The 25794-nt window shown below is 70.4% G+C and carries 12 protein-coding genes; 6 read left to right on the top strand and 6 right to left on the bottom strand.

Annotated features, from left to right (window positions below):
- The first annotated feature begins 234 nt into the window (after positions 1-234).
- Positions 235-2088, top strand: coding sequence for a hypothetical protein (locus tag WME73_RS43370; protein ID WP_437913413.1), 1854 nt, complete (start codon positions 235-237; stop codon positions 2086-2088).
- 67 nt (positions 2089-2155) lie between these two features.
- Here the strand turns inward: WME73_RS43370 and WME73_RS43365 are convergent, their stop codons facing one another.
- Positions 2156-3517, bottom strand: a complete 1362-nt coding sequence (locus tag WME73_RS43365) for a hypothetical protein (RefSeq protein WP_437913412.1) — start codon at positions 3515-3517, stop codon at positions 2156-2158.
- Positions 3514-4698, bottom strand: coding sequence for a type VI secretion system Vgr family protein (locus WME73_RS43360; RefSeq protein WP_437913411.1), 1185 nt, complete (start codon positions 4696-4698; stop codon positions 3514-3516). Before WME73_RS43360 ends, WME73_RS43365 begins: the two co-directional genes overlap by 4 nt.
- A 302-nt stretch (positions 4699-5000) precedes the next feature.
- Here WME73_RS43360 and WME73_RS43355 point away from each other — a divergent pair, with 302 nt between their 5' ends.
- The gene (locus WME73_RS43355) at positions 5001-5957 is read left to right on the top strand and encodes a hypothetical protein (RefSeq protein ID WP_437913410.1); all 957 of its coding nucleotides are present in this window, start codon (positions 5001-5003) and stop codon (positions 5955-5957) included.
- A gap of 74 nt (positions 5958-6031) precedes the next feature.
- Here the strand turns inward: WME73_RS43355 and WME73_RS43350 are convergent, their stop codons facing one another.
- From WME73_RS43350 to WME73_RS43340, 3 genes are read right to left on the bottom strand one after another with little or no spacing between them, the layout of a single operon-like run.
- Positions 6032-8524 (bottom strand): DUF5682 family protein, encoded by a 2493-nt coding sequence (locus WME73_RS43350; protein WP_437913409.1) that lies wholly within the window; start codon positions 8522-8524, stop codon positions 6032-6034.
- Positions 8525-8533: 9 nt separating this feature from the next.
- On the bottom strand, positions 8534-9619 hold the full coding sequence (locus WME73_RS43345) for an ATP-binding protein (protein WP_437913408.1): 1086 nt from the start codon (positions 9617-9619) through the stop codon (positions 8534-8536).
- A gap of 14 nt (positions 9620-9633) precedes the next feature.
- Entirely contained in the window at positions 9634-10041 is a 408-nt protein-coding gene (locus WME73_RS43340) for a hypothetical protein (protein WP_437913407.1), read from the bottom strand.
- A gap of 792 nt (positions 10042-10833) precedes the next feature.
- Here WME73_RS43340 and WME73_RS43335 point away from each other — a divergent pair.
- The 4 genes from WME73_RS43335 (at position 10834) to WME73_RS43320 (ending at position 24090) form a co-directional block, all read left to right on the top strand.
- The gene (locus WME73_RS43335; RefSeq protein ID WP_437913406.1) at positions 10834-16893 is read left to right on the top strand and encodes an AAA family ATPase; all 6060 of its coding nucleotides are present in this window, start codon (positions 10834-10836) and stop codon (positions 16891-16893) included.
- 343 nt (positions 16894-17236) lie between these two features.
- Positions 17237-23302: an AAA family ATPase gene (locus tag WME73_RS43330; protein ID WP_437913405.1), complete on the top strand. Its 6066-nt coding sequence runs from the start codon at positions 17237-17239 to the stop codon at positions 23300-23302.
- A gap of 56 nt (positions 23303-23358) precedes the next feature.
- Entirely contained in the window at positions 23359-23490 is a 132-nt protein-coding gene (locus WME73_RS43325; protein ID WP_437742125.1) for a hypothetical protein, read from the top strand.
- A gap of 174 nt (positions 23491-23664) precedes the next feature.
- The gene (locus tag WME73_RS43320) at positions 23665-24090 is read left to right on the top strand and encodes an ester cyclase (protein ID WP_437913404.1); all 426 of its coding nucleotides are present in this window, start codon (positions 23665-23667) and stop codon (positions 24088-24090) included.
- Between the two features lie 101 nt (positions 24091-24191).
- On the opposite strand, the gene WME73_RS43315 is transcribed toward WME73_RS43320, so the two are convergent.
- On the bottom strand, positions 24192-25739 hold the full coding sequence (locus WME73_RS43315; RefSeq protein ID WP_437913403.1) for an Eco57I restriction-modification methylase domain-containing protein: 1548 nt from the start codon (positions 25737-25739) through the stop codon (positions 24192-24194).
- Positions 25740-25794: the final 55 nt, after the last annotated feature.

Genomic DNA, 25794 nt, shown 5'->3' with positions numbered 1-25794 from the left:
GTAGGTCGTCCTCCGCGCCGCTGGGGGAGTGGGTGAAGAGGTTTTTTCTGGGCCTGCGGGCGCGCATCGTCGCGCCGGGTCGACGGGGCAGCCGAATGGCGCGCTCGCGAGCATCGCGCATGCGAGCTGCACGGCGGTAGGATAGGGAGCTCGGGTGCGGGGTACGAGGAGAGCGGCGCGACGGGGCGTGAAGCCGATGGCTCCGCGATCACGCGTCGAGAGGAGAGAAGGGCCATGGTCGGCGTCGCGGTGAAGGTGGAGACGAAGTGCGGCGCCTGCCGCGCTCGGGTGCCGGTCAACAGGCTCGCCCGCGAGGTGGGCTGCCCGCGCTGCGGCAGGTCGACGGCGATCGACGGCGGCCTTTGGTCGGGGCTCCTCCGCGACGCGATCCACGATGGCCCGAAGCTGGCGCTGAACGAGGAGCGCCGCAGCTCGGCGGGCGATCTGTCGGTCGTCTACGCGCGGGCCGTACCCGCGTGCCATGGCTGCGAGACGGCGATCCCCGTGGCGAGCGTCCAGGAGGTGCGAGCGCAGGCGCTGATCCGCTGCGCCCGCTGCGCCAGGCGGATCTGGGTGAGGGCGGTGCCCGCGGAGGTCGCGGGCGCGCTCCCGAGCGTCACGCACCTCGTGGGCGAGGAGCCGGATCGGCGCGCGCTGCCGCCTGAGCTCCAGATCGACGCGGCGACGTTCCCGTGTCCGCGCTGCGGTGCGACGGTCGAGCTCGACGGGGTGAACCGAACGTGCGCCTGCAAGCTCTGCGGCGCGAGCGTGAGCGTTCCTGGCGAGCGCGTGGGCTCAGGGGCAAGCCAGGCGGCCACGCCCTGGGTCCTCTGCTTCGATCCTCCGGGCAGCGAGCGTGCCCCTGCCGTCGCCGCGGGGCTGTTCGACTGGAAAGGCCTTCCGGAGGTGGCGGTCGACACAGAGGGGAACCTGTACTGCGCGGCCTCGCAGTCGCGCTGGCACTGCGACGCGAGCGGATGTGTGAACGAGGAGGTCGAGCATGTCCTGTGGTCGATCGATCCGTCGCTGAACGTACGCTGGGTGCGACGCGATCTTCCGGGAGCCGCGCGCTCCCTGCACTGCTCGAAGGACAGGCTCCTCGTGATCGGCGCACGACGCTCGCCGCCGCTCTGGCTCTCTCTTACGACCGGCGCGCCCGTCGAGGATCCAGCCGCCGCGGCGCTCGTGCCCGACGCCGATCGGCGTGCGCGCGGTCTGTTGACCTGCGATCGCGACGGCTCGCTGCTGATCTGCGCGGATGGCAAGCTCCGGCGGATCGCGGCGAACGGCGTGGAGGTCCCCGTGTGGGCGAGCAGCGCTCTGCAGAGCGACGCCTCGATCTACGATTTGAAGGGTCTGCGCGATCGTCCGGTGCACCTGGGGGGCACGGCCCATACCTTGCATTGCGGGCCGGACGGCTCGCTCTACATGGTGGATGAGTCACCCGGCGGCGCGCTCGCCCGCTTCGACGCTGACGGACGGAAGGTCTACTGCGTCGAGCTCCCCAGGCCGGAGATGGATCACGAGGAGCTCGCGCTCGGCGCCGACCTCCGGGGCAACGCCTACGTGCTCGGGTGCAGCCGCGTCGTGCGGGTCAGCGCGACAGGCGAGCCGAGCATCGTCGTGAAGGCCGAGATCGACTTCGAGGCGGAAGACGGCCCTTCTTTCTGGTCGGAGAGGAGGCTCGCCGTGTGCCCTGACGGGGCCTTCTGGCTCTTCAGCGAGGAGGGCATCGCCTGGAAGTTCGATCCGGCGGGCAGGCTGCTATTCGACGGCGAGAAGGAGCCCGGGCCGAGGAAGATGACCCGGGACCAGGCCGTGCAGCGGGCAGCGGACATGGCTGAGGAAAGGATGAACCTGGAGATTAAGCTGGAGATGGAGCAGGCGCGTGCTCGCGCCGAGGAGGAGCAAGCCCGTGTGGCCTATCAATCCGTGATTAAAGAGAAAGTGGCTGTGGAGAAGTTCAAGCGAGAGCGAAATCGCATCCTCCTAAGGCACGGTTGCATACGCTTCGGCCTCGTCGTGATCTTGGGCTCGGCAATTTTTCTGTGGGCCATGTGGAAAGCCTCCCAACCCTTGAGCCCGTGAGCTCCGGCCACGGCTCGATGCTAGCGCCACTGAGCGTCGGCGGACCCGAGCCCACCCTCCAGACAGCTCAGCCGAGGTCGATCCGCGCGCCGTTCAGTCGAATGCTCCCGCTTCCCTTGAGCTCCACGGAGGGCGCCTCGACCTTCACGCTGTCCTTCGTGCAGGTCACCATCGAGCCACACTTGAGGACAGCCGAGCCGTTCGTCAGCGTGCACCCGGAGGCCGGACCGCCGATTCTCGCTTGCCCCGATTTCAGCGTGGCGGACCAACCGCCCGACTTGAGCTCAGCTTCCTTCGTGCCATGAAAGGAGACGTTCGCCGCGTCCCCTGCGAGCGCGGAGCCGCCCTTGATGCTCACGGAGCCGCCCGATTTGATGTTGGTGTTGCCGGTGACGCGCGCGTCCAAGTTGCTCTCGACATGGATGTCGAGAGCCTCCGCCTGGATAAGGGCCCTGGAGGCGGCTTCGATGCGTATGATGGCCGCTTGCATGGCGATGGCGGCGGTCGCCCGGATGTCGACCAGCCTCGATGTGATGAACGCTTTGACGCCGCTCGCCATCTCGACGGCACCCGGAGATTTGAGGACCGCGGTCGCGGCTCCCGTGACGACCGTGCCGCCGCCCGACGCGAGCACGGCGTTCGAGGCGCCGCACACGAACGCGTTCGCGTGCCCGATGACCGCCGACGTCCCGAGGGCGGCGTTGGTACAGCTCGGCGAGATGACGGGCGCCACCGGGCTCGGTACACGCCCCGGGCTCGCCGCCATGGTCGCGCCGACGGACATCCCGTTCGCCACGGCCGCGGCCGACTTGTCCCCGGTGGATTTCATCAGCTTGGACGCGCTGCTGATGAGTGAGCGCCCACCCTTTATGGCAGCGTGCCCGACGGTGGCGATGTCGACCGCGCTCCCGATTCCTTTCAGCGCCACGTTGGTCTCATCGGCCTCGAACGCCTTCTTCCTCGCCTCGGCGGCCTTCTTCGCGCTCTGCGCCGCCGCGCGCGCCACAGGGACGCGCTGATCGGACACCGCCAGCTGTTCATTCCACTCTTCCTGCGTCATCGGGCGCTCGATCCCGTCCGGGCCCTGGACCATCGGAGGGGGCGAGGGGAGCGCCGCGCCGGACAGGACCGCTTCCTCCTCCAGCCGCTTCGCCGCCTCTTCGGTCCGCACGACCTCCTCGTCCAGCTTCGTCTGCTCGGTGGCCTCGTACTTCTTGGGAAGGTCGAGCACCGACTTGGCCGTCGCCAGGAGGTTCCCTGCGACGCTCTCGATCTTGTCCGTGAGCTCGAGGACATTCGACACACCCGCATAATTCGTGATGTTGGCCGCGGCGAAGAACGACATCGTGCTGGCCACCGAGTTCATGACGGTGGTGACCGTGTTGATGCCCGCGCTGGCCACCTGGCTGTAGGCGTCCGTGGTCGTCATCGCGGCGCCGGACTCCGGCGTGTTCGGCGCTCCCAGCTGGAGGCAGGCGCCCCCGTACGGCGTCGAGATCTTGATGCGCTCTTCGCCCTCGGTGTCGTCGATGTTGATCTCGTTCCCCCCCCCGTCCTGATCACGTTCCGCTTGGCGTTCTTCGCCTCCACCGTGCTCGGCGTCTGCGGGTTTGGCACCGCGCCGGCGATGATCGGGCGGTCCGGATCGCCGTCGATGCACGTCAGGATCACCTCCACCCCGCTCCGCAGCGGGAAGTGGAACCCGTAGCCCGGCCCCGCGTGGGGCTGGGCCATGCGCACCGGCCTCGACGCTCGCCCCTCCTTCGCGTCGCTCGTGTCGAACAGGAACCGCACATGGTAGCGGCCCGTCTCGTCGACCTCGGCGTACTTGCTCTTCGCGGCCGCCTCGACGACGCCCGTGATCACCCCGTGCACCCGCGGCTTGGGCGTGACCCGAGGCGGCCTGTACGCCGTCTTGAAAGGGATCGCCCGGAACTCGTTGGCATACGCGTCTTCGTGCCCCGTGCCGAGCGCCCCCTGTTGCAGGCGATGGCGCACCTCGACGAGCAAGAGCTCCATGTCCCCTCGCGGGTGCCCCTCCAGCGTGAAGCGCGCGCCGGCGCCGAGGACCTGCACGTCGCTCGCCCCCGCGAAGACGCGCCGCGTCGCCCGGAGCTCCTCGGCGCGGATCCGGGCGAGCTGCTGCGCCTCGTCCGGCGTCTTGAAGTGCGCCCCGTACTCGACGATATCGCCGCCCGCCGCGCCGGAGACGGTGGCGGTCGCCATGAGCGGCAGGTGCGGCGTCCTGTAGTTGTAGTCCTTGACCACGTACCGGTTCGGGATCGTGCGCGTCGTCCCCTCGAACCGGTGCACGCCTATCCGATCGCCGCGAGCGTAGAACGGGACGTGCTCGTCCCCCGCGATCGGGTGAAAACCACTGTTGTCGTCCGTGAAGACGATCACGTCGCGACCGCTCTGGTGCTCGAAGAAGAAGGAGATCCCGAGGTGCTCCGCCAGGCGCGACACGAACTGGAGGTCGGTCTCCTGGTACTGTACGACGTATTCGCGCGGTTCGTAGGAGCCGTTGAGCCGGAGCTCGAAGAGGTGCCACCTCCGGAGCGTCGGCAGGTCGCGCATGGCTTCCACGGCGGACTGCAGCGCTGGCGGCATGGGGCCGAACCGCGCTTCGTACAGCTCGATCGTTCCTGCGCCATCCCCTGCTTGCGCCCCTGCTCGATGAACTGCTCGAGCACGATCGCTCTCGCTTTGGGGCGCGGATCGTCCTCGCCCGGCGAGCCATTGACCGGGTGAGAGCGCGTTCGTGGCGACGTGGCCGACCCATCCCGCCCTCTGAAGGGCCATGATGGTTCCTGGCTGCCACGCGGTGTGGGCCTGCGGAGACACCCGCCTCCTGCGCGGCGCGGCCTTTCCTGACAGCGCTCTGCGGCACGCGCCGTGCTCCTCCGGCCGGCATGCCGCGCCCCCGACTCGCCACGTCGATCGCTTTGCTTGCGCTGATCTCCGGCTGCGCCGCCCGCCCGCAGTCGGCTCTTCCCGTTGCCCTCGACGTCCCGCACCCGCCTGCCCCGCGTTCGTCCGAGTCCAAGGGCGCTGCGGACGCCGCGCTCGGCGGGGAGCTTCTCGTCTGGGGCCGCACGGGCGATGGGCCGCCTCGGACATGGCACCTCACCGAGGAAGGCGCGGTGATCCGCGAGGAACCGGGGATCGTCGTGGCGACCGGTCGAGGGGAGTGGCGCTGGGAGGTGCGCGAGGTGAAGGTGGAGACCTCGGCCTGCGAGTTCGGGCCCGAGGAGACGCAGGAGCCGGGCGAGGGCACCGCGAGCCGCGCGGAGCTCGTGCTGCGCGGGACGGGCGCGCGCCAGCAGGTGATCGCGCCGTCGGACGCGGACGGGAGCAACGTGATTCAGCACGAGGCGGAGGCGATCGGGAGCGTCGGGCCGTACCTGTTCATCGAGGAGCGGACGTACAGCTACGCGTGCGGCGCACACGGCTTCGTGGGCGTGGAGTTCACGGTGTGGGACGCCGACAAGGGGGCGATCGTCAACCTGCTCGCCGAGGTGTCCGGCGTGCCGGCGCTGCTGGGCGAGGCCGAGGCGCTCCTCGACGAGGACGAGGCCGACCCCGAGGCCGCCCGGCAAGAGGAGAATGCGCCGGAGCTCGTGCAGATCGCGCCGGCCTACGACGCGCGGGGGGCGCTCCGGGTGACCGCGAAGCTCGCGCGCGCCGCGTGTTATGCCTGCGGCGACGGCGCGTGGAGCTCCTACACGCGCTCGGCGGTGGTGCCCGCCAAGAAGGCGCCGGCGCGCCTCGCAGCGTGGGGGTCCCCGCCGCCCGGCATGCAGAGCTTCCTGGCGCAGCACCCGGACCTCAACGTCGGCGGTTGGTCGCGGGCCGGCCGGCAAGAGTGAGGCGAGCGAGCCCCGCTGGCCGGCCGGCCGCGTGACGAGGGCGGCGCGCGGCGCGCCGGGGTCACGGCCCGGCGTCAGAGCAGGTCGTCGAGGTCGTCCATCGCCTGCGACAGGTCCTCGCTCATCTCCTTCAGCTTCTCGCGGTCTTTCTCGAGCAGCACCGCCTGCGCCGCGCGGGCCTTGTCCCCGAGCTTCCGCGAGGCGAGCACGTTCTCGAGCAGGTACCGCCGCTCGGTCGCGCCGAGCGCCGCGAACGCGCGCCGCAGGACCGGGAGCGTGTCCTTGAAGCGCTCGGGAAGGATGCCGCCGAGGAACGCGTCGAGCGCCTCGACCACGGGGCGGCTCTTCACGAGCACGAGCGCGTTCACCTCGAGGAAGCCGGCCAGGAACGACGCCGCGGCCTCGGGCGGGGCCGCGCTCCCGAGCCGCAGGCCGACGATCCTCGCCACCGCGTCATCGTGGTTCGGGGATCCGCCTTCGCGGTCCCCTCGGTCATCGATGACCTGCGCCAGGTAGAGCAGCCCGCACGCGAGGCCCGACGCCGTGGGGTTCACGGCGTCGCTGTCCACGAGCGACCGCGCCGCCTCGAACCACGCGGCGCGGTCGACGATCGGCTGCGACAGGGCCACGTCGTGCAGCGTGCGCAGCGCCTCCTTGGCCGGGGCGACCGCCTCGTCGCTGCCCGTGCAGCCGCCGTGGACGCGCAGGACCGCGCGCGCGAACGTCTTCTCCAGCATCGTCGCGATCACCCCGTCGCCGAGCGACGACAGCGAGCGCGACGACCCGAACGACGCGAGCCCCGCGAAGGCGCGGCACGCCCGGGCGAGCGACGGCAGATCGCTGTCGCCCGCGGCGAACCGGTCGCACGCGTCGAGCGCCGAGGCCGCCGCGCGGGCGCTCGACGCGAGCACGGCGTTCAGCAGCACGTCGGCGGCCTCGCCGGTCGTGTGGCACGCCGCGAGATCCTCCTCGAGCAGCCGCGTCGCCACCTGCTCCAGCGTGTCGCCGAGGACGATCTTCTCGACGAGCGCCACGTCGGTCGCCGGCGTCCACTGCGCCTCCCACGTCTCGCTCAGCTGCCGGAGCAGCTCGTCCGGCGGCACCTCACTCGCCGTGGTCGACGAGGGCCCGCGCCGCTGCCCGCGAGCGCCCGCGCCGCCCCGCCCGGCCGCCCGGGTGCCGGCGTACGCCGCGTAAGGGATCTTCGCGATGCGGAGCCGGTGCAGGAGCACGCTCGTCCCGACCTCGACCTCGTTCGTGAGCGACAGCCGGAACGACTCGGGCGCGTCGGTGGCGGGGAGCCTGCGCTCGCGCACCTCGCGCCAGAACTCCTCCTGGAGCGAGTTCTTCCCGATGCCGCCCCCGACGCGGCCCACGTTGCGCCCGATGACGGCCGGCCAGAGGAAGCCGTCGACGTGCGTGGCGTCGCCGCGGCACATCGTGGCGATCGTCGCCTCGCGCACCTCGTCGAGGCCGGGCTCCGCCTTGCCGCGGAGCTCGGCGAGCGAGACCGCGAGGCGGAAGGCCTCGATGGTGTCGGCGAGCGAGGCCATGAAGCCGCGGAGGCGGAGGTGCTCGGTGAAGTCGATCAGCACCTCGAGGGTGGCGCGCCGGAAGTCGCCGCCCGCGTCGTGCGCGCGCTGGTAATACTGCGGCGCCCGGTTGCCCGCGCCGTAGCCGAGCTGCTCGGAGAGCCGCGGAAAGCTGAACGGGATGAGCGTCACGGCGCACGGGATCGGCGCCGGCAGCCGCGCCTCCAGCGCCGGATCGACGTCGCGCGCCGCGAACGCCGCCGCGTGCGCCGCGCCGAGCACGGCCGCGACCTCGTTCGGGGCGAGGTCCGGCCCCATGCGCTCGAGGATGCTCCGCGCCATGTACGCGTCGCGCGCCCGGTGGATCAGCCGGTCCCCGTCGCTGCGCACGAGGTCCGCGTACGCGAGCAGGGCCTCGCGGAACGGCCCGGGATCGTAGCGGGGCGCCTCGAACGAGGCCTCCCAGAACTCCTCGAACGAGCGGAAGCCCCGGGCGCGCGCGCACGCCGCATAGATGCTCTCCTGCTCCCCCTCCGCGCTGGCGGGCTCGCCGTCGCCGCCGTCCCCTGCGCCGCCGTCGTCCGCGTGCTCGCCGTGCTCGCCGTGTCCGCCGTGCTCGCCGCCGCGGTCCTCGTCGATCTCGCGCTCGTGGCCGCCAGGATCGTCGGCGTCGTCGTGGCCGACCAGGGCGCCGTCGAAGGGGGCGAGCGTCGTGCCGACGGGGATGTCGATGAGCTCGACGCGCACGCCGTGCTCGAAGGCCCATTTCACCGCGACGTACTCGGGCGAGTAGGCGGCGAACGGCCACAGGGACGACGCGGGCTCCCCGTCGGTGCGGTAGCCGAGGATCGCCACGGGCGGGACGGTCTTCGGGTCGACGAGCGCCTCGAGGAGCGGGGTGGCGTCGCTCGGGCCCTCGACGAAGATCGCCTTCGGGCGCACCTCGTCGAGGTAGGCGCGCAGCGTCGCGCTGGAGCGCGGCGAGTGGTGGCGCACCGGGAAGAGGTGCACGGCGGCGAGCCGGTCGAGGTCCATCGGGTCCCTTCAGATCGCGAGGCGCTTCTTGGCGGAGGCGTAGAACTCCTTCCAGAGCCCTGCGCGGCCCTTGGCCACGGTCTCGCAGTACTCGCGGACGGCCTTGAGGTCGTCGCCGCCCTCCTTGCTCACGGCGCCGAGCAGCGAGCGGGAGAGGTCGTCGGCGGTCACCTTCCCGGTGCCGAAGTGCTGCGCGAGGATGCCGCTGTTGAAGAGCACGCTGATGGCCTCCGCGGTCGACAGGACGGAGCCCGGGGTCTTCACCTTGGTCTTGCCGTCCTTGGTGACGCCGGCGCGGAGCTCCTGGAAGAGCGTGACGAGCAGCTTGGCGAGCTCGGCGGGCGGCTCGACGCCGACCTGGTAGTCGCCGCGGAGCTCGGCCTCGCGCTTCTGCACGATGCGGATCTCCTGCTCGAGGTCGTCGACGACGGGGACGGTGATGAAGTTGAAGCGGCGCTTGAGCGCGGCGCTCATCTCGTTGACGCCGCGGTCGCGGGTGTTGGCGGTGGCGATGAGGTTGAAGCCGCGCTGCGCGGGGACCACCTGGTCGAGCTCGGGGACGGCGATCTGCTTCTCGGACAGGATGGAGATGAGCGCGTCCTGGATCTCCGACGAGGTGCGGGTGATCTCCTCGAAGCGGGCGAAGCGCCCGTCGCGCATGGCGCGGAGGATGGGCGAGGGCACGAGCGCCTTCTGCGAGGGCCCTTCGGCGAGGAGCAGGGCGTAGTTCCAGCCGTATTTGACGTGCTCCTCGCTGGTGCCCGCGGTGCCCTGGACGACGAGGGCGCTCGTGCCGCTGATGGCGGCGGAGAGGTGCTCGGAGAGCCAGCTCTTGGCGGTGCCCGGCTCGCCGACGAGCATGAGGGCGCGGTCGGAGGCGAGGGTCGCGAGGGCGACCTGCACGAGGGCGCGATCGCCGATGTACTTGGGGGTGATCGCGACGCCGCCGACGGGTTTGTCGCTGCCGAGGATGTACGTCTCGACGGCCCTCGGCGAGAGGCGCCACCCGGGCGGCCTCGGCGCCGTGTCGTGGGCGGCGAGTGCCGCGAGCTCATGTTCGTACTTGGTCTCGGCGGGCTGGCGGAGGTCGCTCATAGGGCCGGGAGAGGCTACCGCAGAACGGGGCGGGGCGTCGCCGGGGGGACGTCAGGGGTCGATCGGCTGCGCGGCCGGCGCGGTCGCGGGCGGCGTGCCCGGGGGCGGCGCGGCGGGCTCTGCCTCGCCGCTCGCGGTGCCTGTTCCAGGAGCTCGTCGAACCGGAGCAGCGGGAGCGCCTCGCGGAGGCGGGCCTCGTGGGGTCTCAGCGCGTCGACGCCGCGGGTCGCGTTGAGCCGGACGATCAGCGCATCGCCGGTCCAGGGGTCGAGATCGTCCTCCGGGGTTTGCGCCACGATGGATCGGAAGTGGTGAAACGCGACCTCGGCGTCCTCGGTCAGGAAGGGTTGCCTGACGCTGGTTCCGGGCTTCTTCGCCTGAGTCTCCGGCTTCTGGTTGGGTTGTCTTCGAGTCGAGGGCATTCTGGCAACATCGCACGTGGTATTGGCGAGGCGCCAGCGCGCGCTGGGTCGGTTTCTTGCCCGAGGCGCGGCAGGCGCCTCGGGCGGCGGGAGATCGGCGGGAGGGCCGGAGATGAAGACACGATGTTTCTGCGTCGGCTGGCTGTCGACTGTCGAGGCCGATCGGGGAGGGAATGGGGTCGCCGCCGCCGGGTGAGGAGGCAACGGGCAGCACGATGGAGACTCTCGGCGGTGGGCGGAGCGGCGGTCGCAAAGACGCCTGGAACCTGCGGCGCGGGGCGGGGAGGCAACGGCGGGGAAGCCGGGGGCTCTCAGGGGCTGGGTGAGGAGGCGACCGCCGGGAGGTCGCGTGCCCTCGGGGGCTGGGTGGAGAGGCGACGGCTGGGAGGGCGGGGACTCTGGTCTCGACTTGGGCACTTATGCATCATCAAGGTCCCCACTTCGTGTTCCGAATGGGTGGATTGAGGGGGCCGCTGCCCGCGTTTTCGACCTTGTCGTTGATCCTCCGGGCGATGAAGTGGGCACCGTCCACGAAGACGACGATCGAGCGCTTCTGCGCGCTGCTGCACGAGAGATCGGTCGAGCGGCGGACGGCGACGGCGTTCGCGAGCCAGCGTGTGGCGCAGGTCCTGCCACGATGTCCTCGACAGGGTGGCGCCGGCGTGGGGCGTAGCGCGCGCTGGGGGGTTCGCGGAGGAGTGGATGATGTCCGGCCGCCTCGCCCGCTCAAAGCGATGGCGATGCGCGCCGATCATGGCAGCATGCATCGTACATTCCCGTAGCAGGGCTCCTGTGGACACCACCATTCCCGTCTGCTCCGATCCAGGGGCTTCGTCCCGTTACGCCATCATCGAGGTCCTCTACGAGGGTTCAGACACCCTTCTTTACCGGGGTGTACGCGAGGGCGACGGGCGTCCCGTGGTGCTCAAAGTCCTCCGGCGCGATCACGCGAGCCCTCGCGCCCTCGAGCGGCTGCATCACGAGTACGAGGTCGCCCGGGCGCTCGAGACCACGGCCATCATCAAGCCCTATGCGCTCGAGACGCTCGGCGATCAGCCGGCGCTGGTCCTGGAGGATTTCGGCGGCGTGTCGCTCGATCGGCTCCTCGATGGGCCGATGCCGCTCGAGCACTTCTTTCCCGTCGCCGTCCGCTTGGTCGAGGCGCTCAGCGCGCTACATCGACACGGCGTCGTCCACAAGGACATCAAGCCTCAGAACCTGCTCCTCAACCCCGCCACCGGCGAGGTGAAGATCACCGACCTGGGGATTGCGTCCCGGATACCCCGCGAGCTCCAGCATCTCGAGCACGTCGGGCTCATCGAGGGGACCCTGGCCTACATGGCCCCGGAGCAGACAGGCCGGATGAACCGCTGGATCGACGAGCGGACCGATCTCTACTCCCTCGGCGTCGTCTTGTACGAGATGCTGGCGGGCGCTCTGCCGTTCCGGGCCAGCGATCCCGTCGCGTGGGTCCATTGCCACATCGCCCAGACGCCGGTCGCCCCGCACGCGCTCGTCCCTTCGGTTCCCCCGCTCCTGTCCGCGGTCGTGCTCAAGCTGCTCTCCAAGGCCGCCGAGGAGCGTTACCAGAGCGCGGCGGGCCTGCGGCACGATCTGGACGAGTGCTTCGCCCGGTGGCGGACGAGCGGCGCCATTCCGCCCTTCGCGCTCGGGGAGCGCGACGTCTCCGACCGGTTCCAGGTGCCGCAGCGGCTGTACGGGCGCGAGCGCGAAGTGGAGGCGTTGCTCGCCGTGTTCGAGCGGGTGGTGGCGCAAGGCCGGCCAGAGCTCGTGCTCGTGTCGGGGTACTCGGGCATCGGGAAATCGTCGCTCGTCGCCGAGCTGCACCGGCCGATCGTGAGGGAGCGGGGGTTCTTCCTCTCCGGCAAGTTCGATCAAACCGCGAGGGACGTCCCCTACCGCGCTTTCCTTCAGGCGTTCCGGACGCTGGTGCAGGAGATCCTCTGCGCGAGCGAGGAGCAGGTCGAGCGCTGGAGACAGCGTTTCCGGGAGGCCCTCGGCCCCAATGGGAGGCTGCTCGCCGACGTGCTCCCCGAGATCGAGCTGCTCCTCGGCCCGCAGCCGCCCGTGCCCGAGCTGCCGCCCGCCGAGGCCCAGGGCCGGCTGCTCGCGACGCTCCAGCGCTTCGTCGCGGCGACTGCCCAGAAGGAGCACCCGCTGGCGCTCTTCCTCGACGATCTGCAGTGGGCCGACGCGGGAAGCCTCCTCTTGCTCGAGCAGCTCGCCACCTACGCCGGGTCCGAGCATCTCTTGCTGATCGGCGCATACCGCGACAACGAGGTCGGCCCCGCGCACCCGCTGCGGCTCACGCTGGCCGAGGCGCGGAAGCGCGGCGCCGCCGTCTCCGAGCTCGTCCTCGCGCCGCTCTCGGCCGCCCACGTCACGGCGCTCGTCGCCGAGACGGTCCACGCGCCCGAAGCAGAGGTCGAGCCGCTCTCGCGGCTGGTCTACGAGAAGACCGGCGGAAACCCGTTCTTCGTGCTCCAGTTCCTGATCGCGCTGCACCAGGAGGGGCTCATCGCCTTCGACGCGGAGGAGGGCAGGTGGCGGTGGGACATCGACGCGATCCGCGACAAGGGGTTCACCGACAACGTCGGCGAGCTGATGGCGGGCAAGCTCAAGCGGCTCTCGGTCCCGGCGCGGGACGCGCTCAAGTTCGCTGCGTGCCTCGGCAGCAGCCTGGACCTCGACACCCTCGCGGTGGTCGCGGGCCGTCCGGCGGCGGAGCTCCGCAACGCGCTCGAGGAGGCCGTACGGGAGGGGCTGCTCCTCCGCCAGAGCGGCGCCTATCGATTCCTCCATGACCGGGTACAGCAAGCCGCTCACTCACTCATCCCGGCGGGACAGCTCGCCGAGATGCACCTGGGGATCGGGCGGCTGCTCCTCAGGGCGCAACGCGCGGACGAGCGCGACGAGGCGCTCTTCGACGTCGTCGGCCACCTCAACCGCGGCGCCGCGCTCCTGCGTTCCCGGGCGGAGCGGGACGAGCTCGCCGCGCTGAACCTCCGCGCCGGCAGGAAGGCCAAGGCCGCCGCGGCCTTCGAGTCCGCCGCCGCGCTCTTCGCCGCGGGCCTCTCGCTGCTCGCGCCGGCCTCTTGGGAGACGCAACACGAGCTGACCTACGACCTGACGCTCGAGCGCGCGCACGTCGCGTACATCACCGGCGGCTTCGACGAGGCCGAGCGGCTCCTGGAAGAGCTCATGGAGCGCGCGAGGACCCGGCGCGAGACGGCCGCCGCCGTCGAGCTCGTCCTTGCCGTCTACCTGACCCGCGGGCACTACGCACGCGCGGTGGAGATCGGGCTCTCCTGGCTCCGCGCCTGCGGCATCGATCTTCCGCTGCATCCCTCAGGCGCACAGATTGACGAGGAGACCGAGAGCGTCTGGCAGGTCCTGGGCGACCGCGCCATCGAGGACCTATCCCATCTGCCCCCCATGACGGACCCAGAGATCGAGATCACGATGGGCGTGCTGCAGCGTATGGTCCTCCCAGCGGTCTTCGTGGACCCGGACCTGCACTATTTGGTGGTCCTGCGCATGGTCCAGCTCAGCCTGCGCCACGGCAACGCCGAGCCCTCCGCGCTCGCGTACGCCGCCTTCGCGAGGCTGATCGGCCCGAGGTCCGGGCGCTACAAGGAGGGGTATCTGTTCGGCAAGCTCGGCTGCGACCTGGCGGACAGGAGCGGCCTCCTCACCACGAAATCGGCGGTGTTCAGCTACCTCGGACAGACCGTCTTCTGGACACGCCACTACAGAGAGACGTATCCGTACGCGCGCGCCGGCTTCAGCGCCGCGGTCGAGTCCGGCGATCTGAACAACGCGTGCTTCGGCTGCCTCTGGGTCACGGTGTTCCGGCTCCTCTGCGGCGAGCCGCTGGAGGACGTGCTCCACGAGGTCGAAGAGCGCCTCGGCTTCGTGCGCAGGGCCGGTTACGCGTTCGCGCACATCGCCCTCCTCAGCGGCCACGCCATGATCCAGACGCTGCGCGGGAGGCCGGTCCGCTTCTCGATGCTGGATGGATCCGAGCTGGATCCGCCGGCCTTCGAGGCGCAGCTGGAGGAGGGGGATCTGCAGCGCGTCCGCAGCCTCCATTACAGCTTGAAGGCCCAGGCGCTCTTCGTGCTCGGCTCTCCCCGAGAGGCGTCCGCGGCGGCGACCCGCGCGATCACCGAGCACTCCTTTAGGACCGAGCCGCACGCCCTCAGCGCCGAGAACTTCTATTATCTCGCGCTCGCGCTCGCGGCCCTCTGCGACGAGGCGCACGAGGCGGGGCCCTCCCCGCAGCGGGAGCTCCCCGAGCGGCTCCTCGAGTGCGAGCGGCAGCTCGGCGAGTGGGCCAGGAGCGGCCCCGACAACTTCCTGCACAAGCACACCCTGGTCCGCGCCGAGATCGCCCGGCTCCGGGGGCACGAGCTGGAGGCCATCCGGCTCTACGAGCAGGCCATCGCGTCGGCGCGGGAGGGCGGCTTCGTCCAGCACGAGGCCATCGCCTGCGAGCTCGCCGCGGGGTTCTACCGCGCGCGCGGCCTGTCCACGTCCGAAGGCGCCCACCTGCAGAGGGCGCGCGCCGCCTACTTCACGTGGGGCGCCCACGCCAAGGTGGAGCAGCTCGACCAGCGCTACCCCCACCTCGTCGAGCGCAAGCCGATCGCGCCCACCGTCACCTTCGCCGTACGGGCCGAGCAGTTCGACGTCCTGCCGGTGGTGAAGGCGTCGCAGAGCATCTCCGGCGAGCTCAAGCTCCCGCGGCTGCTCGAGACGCTGCTGCGCATCGTGGTCGAGCACGCGGGCGCCGAGAAGGGACATGTGCTCCTGCTCCGGGAGGATCACCTGTCGACCGCGGCGGCGATCGAGACAGCTGGGGGCGCGGTGCGGCTGCTCGATGCAGGCGAGGCCGCGGCGGCCGCGCTGCCGCAATCCGTCCTCAACTACGTTCGCCGGAGCCACGAGCGCGTGCTGCTCGACGACGCCGCGGCCCGGCACCCCTTCATGGAGGACGAGTATTTCCGGCGCAAGCGCCCGAGATCGGTGCTGTGCCTGCCGATCCTGCGCGAGGCCCGGCTCATCGGCCTGCTCTACCTGGAGAACAACCTCGTCACCGGCGCCTTCACCCCCGGCCGGCTCAGCGTCATCGAGCTGCTCGCCTCGCAGTCGGCCATCTCGCTGGAGAACGCCCTGCTCTATGCCGAGGTGGAGCAGGAGAACGCCGAGCGGCGGCGCGCGGAACAGGCGCTCAAGGCCAACCAGGAGATGCTCCAGGCCGTCGTCGACAACTCGGCGGCGGCCATCTACGTCAAGGATCGCGACGGCCGACATCTGCTCGCCAACCGGCACGTGGGCAACCTCCTGGGCGTGCCGAGCGAGAAGATCCTCGGAAGGACTGTCGCCGCTTTCTTCCCTGCTCCGATGGCCGAGGCCATCCAAGACCACGACCGGAAGGTGATCGAGGCGGGCGCGCCGATGGAGTGGGAGGAGACGGTGCCGCTGGAGGACGGGCCGCACACGTTCCTGTCGGTCAAATTCCCTCTCGGCGAGGGGCCAGCGCCCCGCGCGATCGGCGGCATCTCCACCGACATCACCGAGCGCAAGCGGACCGAGCAGGCCGTGCGCTTCCTGGCCGAGGCGAGCTGCAAGCTGATGACGCTGGGCTACGGCGCGACGTTCGAGAGCGTGGCGCAGCTCCCGGTGCCGGAGCTGTCGGATCAGTGCGTCATCGAGGTGCTCTTCGAGGGCAGGACGCCGGGCTGGACGGTCATGGCAGGGGTTCCCGGCGAGCAGCTCGACGCGCTGCAGAACGCGCTGCGCGTTCTGGCGGAGGCGTCGCCGGCCGGCTCCGAGGGCGAAGAGGGCCGCGTCACGACGCTGCTCCAGCAGGTGGGTTCGCTCGACCCGCGGGTCAGGCCTCTCTGGGAGCAGCTCGGCGTTCATGCGTTCCTGCGGGTCCCGCTGGCCGCGCGGGACCGGTACTTCGGCGTCATGACCCTGCTGGCGACCGCGCCCGAGCGCCGTTATGGCCCCGCCGAGCTGCGGCTGGCCGAGGAGCTGGGGTGCCGCGCGGCGCTCGTGCTCGACAACACCCGACTATATACCGAGGCTCAGGAGGCGATCCAGCGGCGGGACGAGTTCCTCGTCGTCGCGTCTCACGAGCTCAAGACCCCGCTGACGTCGCTGCAGATGCAGGTGCAGGCGGTCGAGCGCCTGCTGCGCCGCCGCTCGCTCGCGGAGCTCCCCGCGGAGCGGATCGAGGCGATGCTCCAGATCCTCGGCCGCCAGACGTCGCGGCTCGGGCGCCTGGTCGACGAGCTGCTCGACGTCACGCGGCTGAACGCCGGGCGGCTGACGCTCGCGCGCGCGCAGGTCGATCTGGCGGCGCTGGCGGGCGAGGTCGTCGAGCGGATGCGGCCGCAGCTCGCGGCGTCCCACTGCCGGACGCAGCTCGATCTGGAAGGGCCCGTGGTCGGGCACTGGGATCCGGATCGCTTGGAGCAGGTCGTCCTCAACCTCCTGTCGAACGCGATGAAGTACGGCGCAGGCAGGCCTATCTTCGTCGGCGCGCGGCGGCAGGCCGATCGCGCGCTGCTGGTCGTCCGGGATCAGGGGATCGGGATCGCGGAGGCCGATCAGGGCAGGATCTTCGAGCGCTTCGAGCGCGCGGTGTCGGTGCGCAACTTCGGCGGTCTCGGCCTCGGGCTCTACATCGCACGCTCGATCGTGGCGTCGCACGGCGGCTCCATCCGGGTGGAGAGCAAGCCGGGCGCGGGCACCACGTTCGTCGTGGAGCTCCCGGTGAACCCGCCGGAGGCGGACGAGCGCGGCGCCGCGCCGGCCTAGAGCACCGACAATGAGGCAGCGCCTGCGGTTTCTTTTCTTGCCGTACCCGTACGCTTTCAGCTCGCTCACCGGCGGATGCAGCGGGTGGCGCAAGCTGTTGAATTTGGACGGGTTTCAACCTGTTCGGCGACCTATGCAGAGCGCCGATCCGATCGGAGCCGAGAGTCCCCATGAAAGCGGGGAGGCGGACGGATGTAGCCGCGCCGAGGTGCCGAGGTAGGGCGGAGCGCGCTGGCCCTGGCCGCAGGAGGACCGATAATGGCCGGTGCCTCTTCCGCTCAACGCGATGGCGATGCGCGCCCCTCATGGTGGCATGCCTCGCATTATCCATTGTGGGGCTTCAGTGGGCACCATTCCCGTCTGGTCCGATCACGGGGCGTCGTCCCGTTACGCCATCATTGAGGTCCTCTGCGAGGGCTCTGACACCCTTCTTTACCGGGGTGTGCGCGAAGACGACGGCCTTCCCGTGGTGCTCAAGGTCCTCCGGCGCGATCACGCGAGCCCTCGCGCCCTCGAGCGGCTGCATCACGAGTACGAGATCGCCCGGGCGCTCGAGACCACGGCCATCATCAAGCCCTATGCGCTCGAGACGCTCGGCGATCAGCCGGCGCTGGTCCTGGAGGATTTCGGCGGCGTGTCGCTCGATCGGCTCCAGGACGGGCCGATGCCGCTCGAGCGCTTCTTTCCTGTCGCCGTCCGCTTGGTCGAGGCGCTCGCCGGGCTGCATCGACACGGCGTCGTCCACAAGGACATCAAGCCTCAGAACGTGCTCCTCAACCCCGCCACCGGCGAGGTGAAGATCACCGATCTCGGGATTGCGTCCCGGATACCCCGCGAGCTCCAGCATCTCGAGCACGTCGGGCTCATCGAGGGGACCCTGGCCTACATGGCCCCGGAGCAGACGGGCCGGATGAACCGCTGGATCGACGAGCGGACCGATCTGTACTCCCTCGGTGTCACCTTCCACGAGATGCTGACGGGCACCTTGCCGTTCCGGGCGAGCGATCCTGTCGAGTGGATCCATTGTCACATCGCCCAGAAGCCGCCGCCGGCGCACGCGCTCGTCCCGTCGATTCCCCCGGCCCTGTCCGCGATCGTGCTCAAGCTGCTCGCCAAGGCCGCCGAGGAGCGTTACCAGAGCGCGCTCGGCCTGCGGCACGACCTCGACCAGTGCTCCGCGCAGCTCGGGGCGACCGGCGCCATTCAGCTCTTTCCGCTCGGCCAGCACGACCTCTCCGACCGATTCCGGGTCCCGCAGCGGCTGTACGGGCGCGAGCGCGAAGTCGGGGCGCTGCTCGCCGTGTTCGAGCGGGTGGTGGCGCAGGGCCGGCCAGAGCTGGTGCTCGTGTCGGGCTACGCGGGCATCGGCAAGTCGTCGCTCGTCGCCGAGCTGCACCGGCCGATCGTGAGGGAGCGGGGGTTCTTCCTCTCCGGCAAGTTCGATCAAACCGCGAGGGACGTCCCCTACAGCGCTTTCCATCAGGCGTTCCGGACGCTGGTGCAGGAGATCCTCGGCGCGAGCGAGGAGCAGGTCGAGCGCTGGAGACAGCGTTTCCGGGAGGCCCTCGGCCCGAACGGGAGGCTGCTCGCCGACGTGCTCCCCGGGATCGGGCTGCTCCTCGGCCCCCAGCCGCCCGTGCCCGAGCTTCCGCCCACCGAGGCCCAGAGCCGGCTGCTCGCGACGCTCCAGCGCTTCGTCTCGGCATGCGCCCAGAAGGACCACCCCGTGGCGCTCTTCCTCGACGATCTGCAGTGGGCCGACGCGGGAAGCCTCCAGTTGCTCGAGCAGCTCGCCACCTACGCCGGGTCCGAGCATCTCTTGCTGATCGGCGCGTACCGCGACAACGAGGTTGGCCCCGCGCACCCGCTGCGGCTCACGCTGGCCGAGGCGCGCAAGCGCGGCGCCGCCGTCTCCGAGCTCGTCCTCGAACCGCTCTCGGCCGCCCACGTCGGGGCGCTCGTCGCCGAGACGGTCCACGTGCCGCACACGCCCGCGGAGCAGGTCGAGCCGCTCTCGCAGCTGGTCTACGAGAAGACCGGCGGAAACCCGTTCTTCGTGCTGCAGTTCCTGATCGCGCTGCACCAGGAGGGGCTCATCGCCTTCGACGCGGAGGAGGCCAGGTGGCGGTGGGACATCGCCGCGATCCGCGACAAGGGGTTCACCGACAACGTCGGCGAGCTGATGGCGGGCAAGCTCAAGCGGCTCTCGGTCCCGGCGCGGGACGCGCTCAAGTTCGCTGCGTGCCTCGGCAGCAGCCTGGACCTCGACACCCTCGCGGTGGTCGCGGGCCGTCCGGCGGCGGAGCTCCGCAACGCGCTCGAGGAGGCCGTGCGGGAGGGGCTGCTCCTCCGCCAGAGCGGCGCCTATCGATTCCTCCATGACCGGGTACAGCAAGCCGCTTACTCGCTCATCCCGGCGGGACAGCTCGCCGAGATGCACCTCGGGATCGGGCGGCTGCTCCTCAGGGCGCAGCGCGCGGACGAGCGCGACGAGGCGCTCTTCGACGTCGTCGGCCACCTCAACCGCGGCGCCGCGCTCCTGCGTTCCCGGGCGGAGCGGGACGAGGTCGCGGCGCTGAACCTGCGCGCCGGCAGGAAAGCCAAGGCCGCCGCGGCCTTCCAGACCGCCGCCGCGCTCTTCGCCGCGGGCCTCGCCCTGCTCGCGTCGGACTCTTGGGAGGCGCAGCACGAGCTGACCTACGACCTGACCTTCGAGCGCGCGCACGTCGCGTACATCACCGGCGGCTTCGACGAGGTCGAGCGGCTCCTGGACGAGCTCATGGAGCGCGCGAGGACCCGGCGCGAGACGGCCGCCGCCGTCAAGCTCGCCGTCGCCTTCTACCTGACCCGCGGGCAAGGCAACCGCGCGTTGGAGATCGGGCTCTCGTGGCTCCGCGCCTGCGACATCGATCTGCCGCTCCACCCCACCGACGCACAGATTGACGAGGAGACCGAGGGCGTCTGGCAGGCCCTGGGCGACCGCGCCATCGAGGACCTGATCCATCTGCCCCCCATGACGCACCCGGAGGTCAAGCTCACGATGGGCGTGCTGCAGGCGATGAACGCCCCTGCGTTCTTCGTGGACGCGGGCCTGCTCTCTCTCGTCGTCCTGCGCATGGTCCAGCTCAGCCTGCGCCACGGCAACGCCGAGCACTCCGCGCACGCATACGCCGCCTTCGCGAGGCTGATCGGCTCGAGGTTTGGGCGATATCAGGAGGGGTATCTGTTCGGCAAGCTCGGCCACGACCTGGCGGACAGGAGCGGCCTTCTCACCACGAAATCGGTGGTGTTCAGCTACCTCGGACAGACCGTCGTCTTCTGGACACGCCACTACAGAGAGGCGTACCGGTACACGCGCGCCGGCTTCAGCGCCGGGGTCGAGTCCGGCGATCTCATCCACGCGTGCTTCAACTGCCTCTGGATCGCGCTGTTCCCGCTGCTCTGCGGCGAGCCGCTGGAGGACGTGCTCCACGAGGTCGAAGAGCGCCTCGGCTTCGTGCGTAGGGTCGGTTACGCGTTCGCGCACGGCGTCCTCCTCGGCGGCCACGCCACGATCCAGGCGCTGCGAGGGAGGCCGGTCCGCTTCTCGATGCTGGATGGATCCGAGCTGGATCCGCCGGCCTTCGAGGCGCAGCTGGAGGAGGAGGATCTGCAGGGGGCTCGCGCTCTCTATTACAGCTTGAAGGCGCAGGCGCTCTTCGTCCTCGGCTCTCCCAGGGAGGCGTCCGCGGCGGCGACCCGCGCGATCACCGAGCACTCCTTTAAGACCGAGCCGCACGCCCTCAGCGCCGAGAACCTCTATTATCTCGCGCTCTCGCTCGCGGCCCTCTGCGACGAGGCGCACGAGGCGGGGCCCTCCCCGCAGCGGGAGCTCCCCGAGCGGCTGCTCGAGTGCGAGCGGCAGCTCGGCGAGTGGGCCAGGAGCGGCCCCGACAACTTCCTCCACAAGCACACCCTGGTCCGCGCCGAGATCGCCCGGCTCCGCGGGCAGGACCTGGAGGCCATCGGGCTTTACGAGCAGGCCATCGCGGCGGCGCGCGAGGGCGGCTTCGTCCAGCACGAGGCCATCGCCTGCGAGCTCGCCGCAGCGTTCTACCGCGCGCGCGGCCTCTCCACGTCAGAAGGCGCCCACCTGCAGAAGGCACGCGCCGGCTACTTCACGTGGGGCGCCCACGCCAAGGTGGAGCAGCTCGACCAGCGCTATTCCCACCTCGCCCCGCGCAAGCCGATGGCCCCCACCGTCACCTTCGCCGTACGGGCCGAGCAGTTCGACGTCCTGCCGGTGGTCAAGGCCTCGCAGAGCATCTCCGGCGAGCTCAAGCTCCCGCGGCTGCTCGAGATGCTGCTTCGCGTCGTGGTCGAGCACGCGGGCGCCGAGGAGGGATGCGTCGTGCTGGTCCGGGAAGATCGCCTGTGGGCCGCGGCGATCGAGACGCCAGGGGGCGCGGTGCGGCTGCTCGATGCGGGCGAGGCGCAGTCGGCCGCGCTGCCGCAGTCCGTCCTCAACTACGTTCGCCGGAGCCACGAGCGCGTGCTGCTCGACGACGCCGCCGCCCGGCACCCCTTCCTGGAGGACGAGTATTTCCGGCGCAAGCGCCCGAAATCGGTGCTGTGCCTGCCGATCCTGCGCGAGGCCCGGCTCATCGGCCTGCTCTACCTGGAGAACAACCTCGTCACCGGCGCCTTCACCCCCGGCCGGCTCAGCGTCATCGAGCTACTCGCCTCGCAATCAGCCATCTCGCTGGAGAACGCCCTGCTCTATACCGAGCTGGAGCAGGAGAACGCCGAGCGGCGGCGAGCGCAACAGGCGCTCAAGGCCAACCAGGAGATGCTCCAGGCCGTCGTCGACAACTCGGCGGCGGCCATCTACGTCAAGGATCGCGACGGCCGACATCTGCTCGCCAACCGGCACGTGGGCGACCTCCTGGGCGTGCCGAGCGAGAAGATCCTCGGAAGGACTGTCGCCGCTTTCTTCCCTGCTCCGATGGCCGAGGCCATCCAAGACCACGACCGGAAGGTGATCGAGGCGGGCGCGCCGATGGAGTGGGAGGAGACGGTGCCGCTGGAGGACGGGCCGCACACGTTCCTGTCGGTCAAATTCCCGCTCGGCGAGGGGCCAGCGCCCCGCGCGATCGGCGGCATCTCCACCGACATCACCGAGCGCAAGCGGACCGAGCAGGCCGTGCGCTTCCTGGCCGAGGCGAGCTGCAAGCTGATGGCCCTCGGCTACGGCGCGACGTTCGAGAGCGTGGCGCAGCTCCCGGTGCCGGAGCTGTCGGATCAGTGCGTCATCCAGGTGCTCTTCGAGGGCAGGACGCCGGGCTGGACGGTCACGGCAGGGGTGCCCGGCGAGCAGCTGGAAGCGCTGCAGAACGCGCTGCGCCTCTTGGCGGAGGCGTCGCCGGCCGGAGCCGAGGGCGAAGAGGGCCGCGTCACGCCGCTGCTCCAGCAGGTGGGTTCGCTCGACCCGCGGGTCAGGCCTCTCTGGGAGCAGCTCGGCGTTCATGCGTTCCTGCGGGTTCCGCTGGCCGCGCGCGACCGGTACTTCGGCGTCATGACCCTGCTGGCGACCGCGCCCGAGCGCCGTTATGGCCCCGCCGAGCTGCGGCTGGCCGAGGAGCTGGGGTGCCGCGCGGCGCTCGTGCTCGACAACGCCCGACTGTATACCGAGGCCCAGGAGGCGATCCAGCGGCGGGACGAGTTCCTCCTCGTCGCGTCTCACGAGCTCAAAACCCCGCTAACGTCGCTGCAGATGCAGGTGCAGGCGGTCGAGCGCCTGCTGCGCCGCCGCTCGCTCGCGGAGCTCCCCGCGGAGCGGATCGAGGCGATGCTCCAGATCCTCGGCCGCCAGACGTCGCGGCTCGGGCGCCTGGTCGACGAGCTGCTCGACGTCACGCGGCTGAACGCCGGGCAGCTGGCGCTCGCGCGCGCGGAGGTCGATCTGGCGGCGCTGGCGAGCGAGGTCGTCGAGCGGATGCGCCCGCAGCTCGCGGCATCCTGCTGCCGGACGCAGCTCGAGCTGGACGAGCCCGTGGTCGGGCAGTGGGATCCGGCTCGCCTGGAGCAGGTCGTCATCAACCTGCTGTCGAACGCGATGAAGTACGGCGCAGGCAGACCTATTCTCGTCGGCTTGCGGCGGCAGGCCGATCGCGCGCTGCTGGTCGTCCGGGATCAGGGAATCGGGATCGCGGAGGCCGATCAGGGCAGGATCTTCGAGCGCTTCGAGCGCGCGGTGTCGGTGCGCAACTTCGGCGGCCTCGGGCTCGGGCTCTACATCGCACGCTCGATCGTGGCGTCGCACGGCGGCTCCATCCGGGTGGAGAGCAAGCCGGGCGCGGGCGCGATGTTCATGGTGGAGCTCCCGCTGAACCCGCCGGAGGCGGGGGAGCGCGGCGCCGCGCCGGCCTAGCCCTACTTTCGCCATGGGGACGCCCTGGAGCCGCCGCGCTCGCGCCCGAATTCCTCGTGGCCCTGGACACCGCAGCCGCTACGAGCAAGGAGCAGGACCGCCTCTACAAGGTGCTCGACGGGCAGCTCGCCGGGTCCGAGCACCTCGCCAGCGATTACTCGATAGCGGACATCGCCACCTTCCCGTGAGTCTCGATGGCAGCGCGCATGGGGGTGTCGCTGGAGCCCAACCCCCACCTCGCGCGCTGGGAACAGGCGATCAAGGCGAGGCCGGCGGTCACCCGCGCGTTCGAGACGAAAATCAAGCCCTGAGGCTGGCCGCGCCTCGGCGCGGGCTCCAGGTACAACCCGAGGAGCGGCAGCATGAAGGGCATTCACACGTTGGTGGAGAGGTGGGCGAACGCGTGGAGCTCGGGATCCCCGGACGAGCTCCTGTCCCTCCTCTCGGACGATTGCATCTACGAGGACGTACCGACGCAGCACGTGACCCGCGGCAAGCAGGAGATCGCGGCGTTCGCCAGGGTCGCCATGAAAGCGTTTCCGGACCTTCGCATGGAGGTGACCTGCAGCTTCGCCACGGAGGAGGCGGCCGCCGCCGAGTGGATCGGCACGGGCACGCACGCCGGCGATTTCGCGGGGTTGCCCGCCACGAGCAGGCGGTTCCGGATGCGGGGCGCCTCGATCCTGGTCTTCCGGGGCGACAAGCTGCAGCGGGTCAGCGACTACTGGGATCTCGCGTCGAGCGGGCTTTTGCCCGGGGCCCCGTCCGGCCAGACCGGCTCGGGCTGACCTGCCGCGGCGCGCGCGCGGCGCGGAGGTGGGGCCGGAAAACGCGCTCCGTCAGTTCACCTTTTCTCTTCGGTTCACGGGCCCGTGACTCGTGACCGCCTCTATGAGGATAGGTCGAGTACATCCTCGACAATGTGATCAAGTTCATCCTGTGGAAGGCAGGGATCAAGCACCCGTCGCCCGAGCTGTTCGATCTGCTCGACTGTCGGATACCCGAGGTTCCTCAAGTCGGTCGCGTTTACCTGGGTGTGGCCGTTGAACTGCCGAAAGTGCGTATCCACGAGGGTCGAGTTCAAGAAGGCAGCCAGGCCACGCGCCAGCAGGGCCGGCAGCCCTTTGCCATTGCGGTGGATCACGTTGAGATGGTTCTCGAACCCGATCCTGGCTCCCGGAGCGCTCTCAGGCGTGAAGAGGGCGGCGACGACCCGCCGCCGCTCCTCCTTCGACGAGAAGCGCTTGACGAGCACGTAGTTCCCGCTGGGCATCCAGAGAGCGGCCGTCTCAGGCGCGTCTACGAGGGCGTTCGGCTTCTTGCAGCGTTTGGGCCAGCGAACGACGCCCGACGCAAAGTGCGTCGGGTAGATCAGCGGACCGGTGCCCCTGTCGGGCTCCTGCCGCAAGAACTCGCGCGCTCGGAAGTCGACGACCTTGCCCGTCGAGACGTCCACATTCAAGTCCGTCACGCGTGATGGCATGCGGGCGAACGTGGCAGCGACGCTCTCCCCGGCATCGTCCGGCACCACATGGACGAACAGCTCGGGATCTCCAGGCCGGACGACGTCCTCGAAGGGCACGGAACGGACGGACAGCAGCCTGTCCTCGGGACCGCGCGACGACGAGATGGTGACGGACGTGCACCGGCCGTTCTTGACGGCATGTACAACGATGTTCTCTTGAAGGACCTCGTCCTCCGCGAACGCCGCTTTGCGCGACGCGAAGACGTGCACCCTTCGCAGCGACATCTCTCGGAAGAACAGCTCTCGGAACGGCCGAAAGTAGGGGCCGTTGCAGAAGCTCCGGGGGGTGATCGCGACGAGCTCCCCGCCCGGCTCCAGAAGAAGGATCGCAAGACCAAGAAAGGCCGTGTACAGGTTGCTGGTCTCGATGCCCACGCGCCGCAGCGCTGACCTGGCCTCGGAGTCCGAGCTGAGCTTCTTGTACGGCGGATTCAGGATCGCGTGCGTGAACGAGCGTGGCATGCTCGGGCGAGACCGGCCGCCGTCGAGCCGCTCGACGGCCGACCGGATGAAGTCGGCCTCGATGATGCGGGCAGTGAAGTCGATCCCGGCGCCGGCGCACTCGTCGCGACACTCGCGCGCAGTCCGACGCAGGTGCGCTGCGAGTCGCGGGTCGATCTCGAAGCCCGTCGCGCGGATCGCGCTCGGGCGTACCCTGCGGGCACAGGCCTCGGCCGTGAATGCCGCGAGGAGGCTGCCCACACCGGCGCCGGCGTCCAGAACGCGAATTTCCTCGCAGGACCGCTCGAACAGCGACGTCATGAAGGACGCCACCGGCGGCGGCGTGAGGAACTGACCCAGCGCGGACCGCGTGAGAGGGTCCAGCGCTCGCGCGGCTTCGATGCGGCGGAGGTTGACGCGGTCGAGGAGCGGCGGCTGGGCGACTGCCTCGAGTCTCGCGGGCCGACGCATCGGCGATGTGGCTACCGCAGTTGGGGCGTCGAGCCAACCGTGGCCGGGCGGCAAA

Source organism: Sorangium sp. So ce302 (assembly GCF_051530145.1).
Classification (GTDB): Bacteria; Myxococcota_A; Polyangia; order Polyangiales; family Polyangiaceae; genus Sorangium; species Sorangium cellulosum_B.
This window is presented reverse-complemented; position numbering and strand designations above follow the sequence as displayed.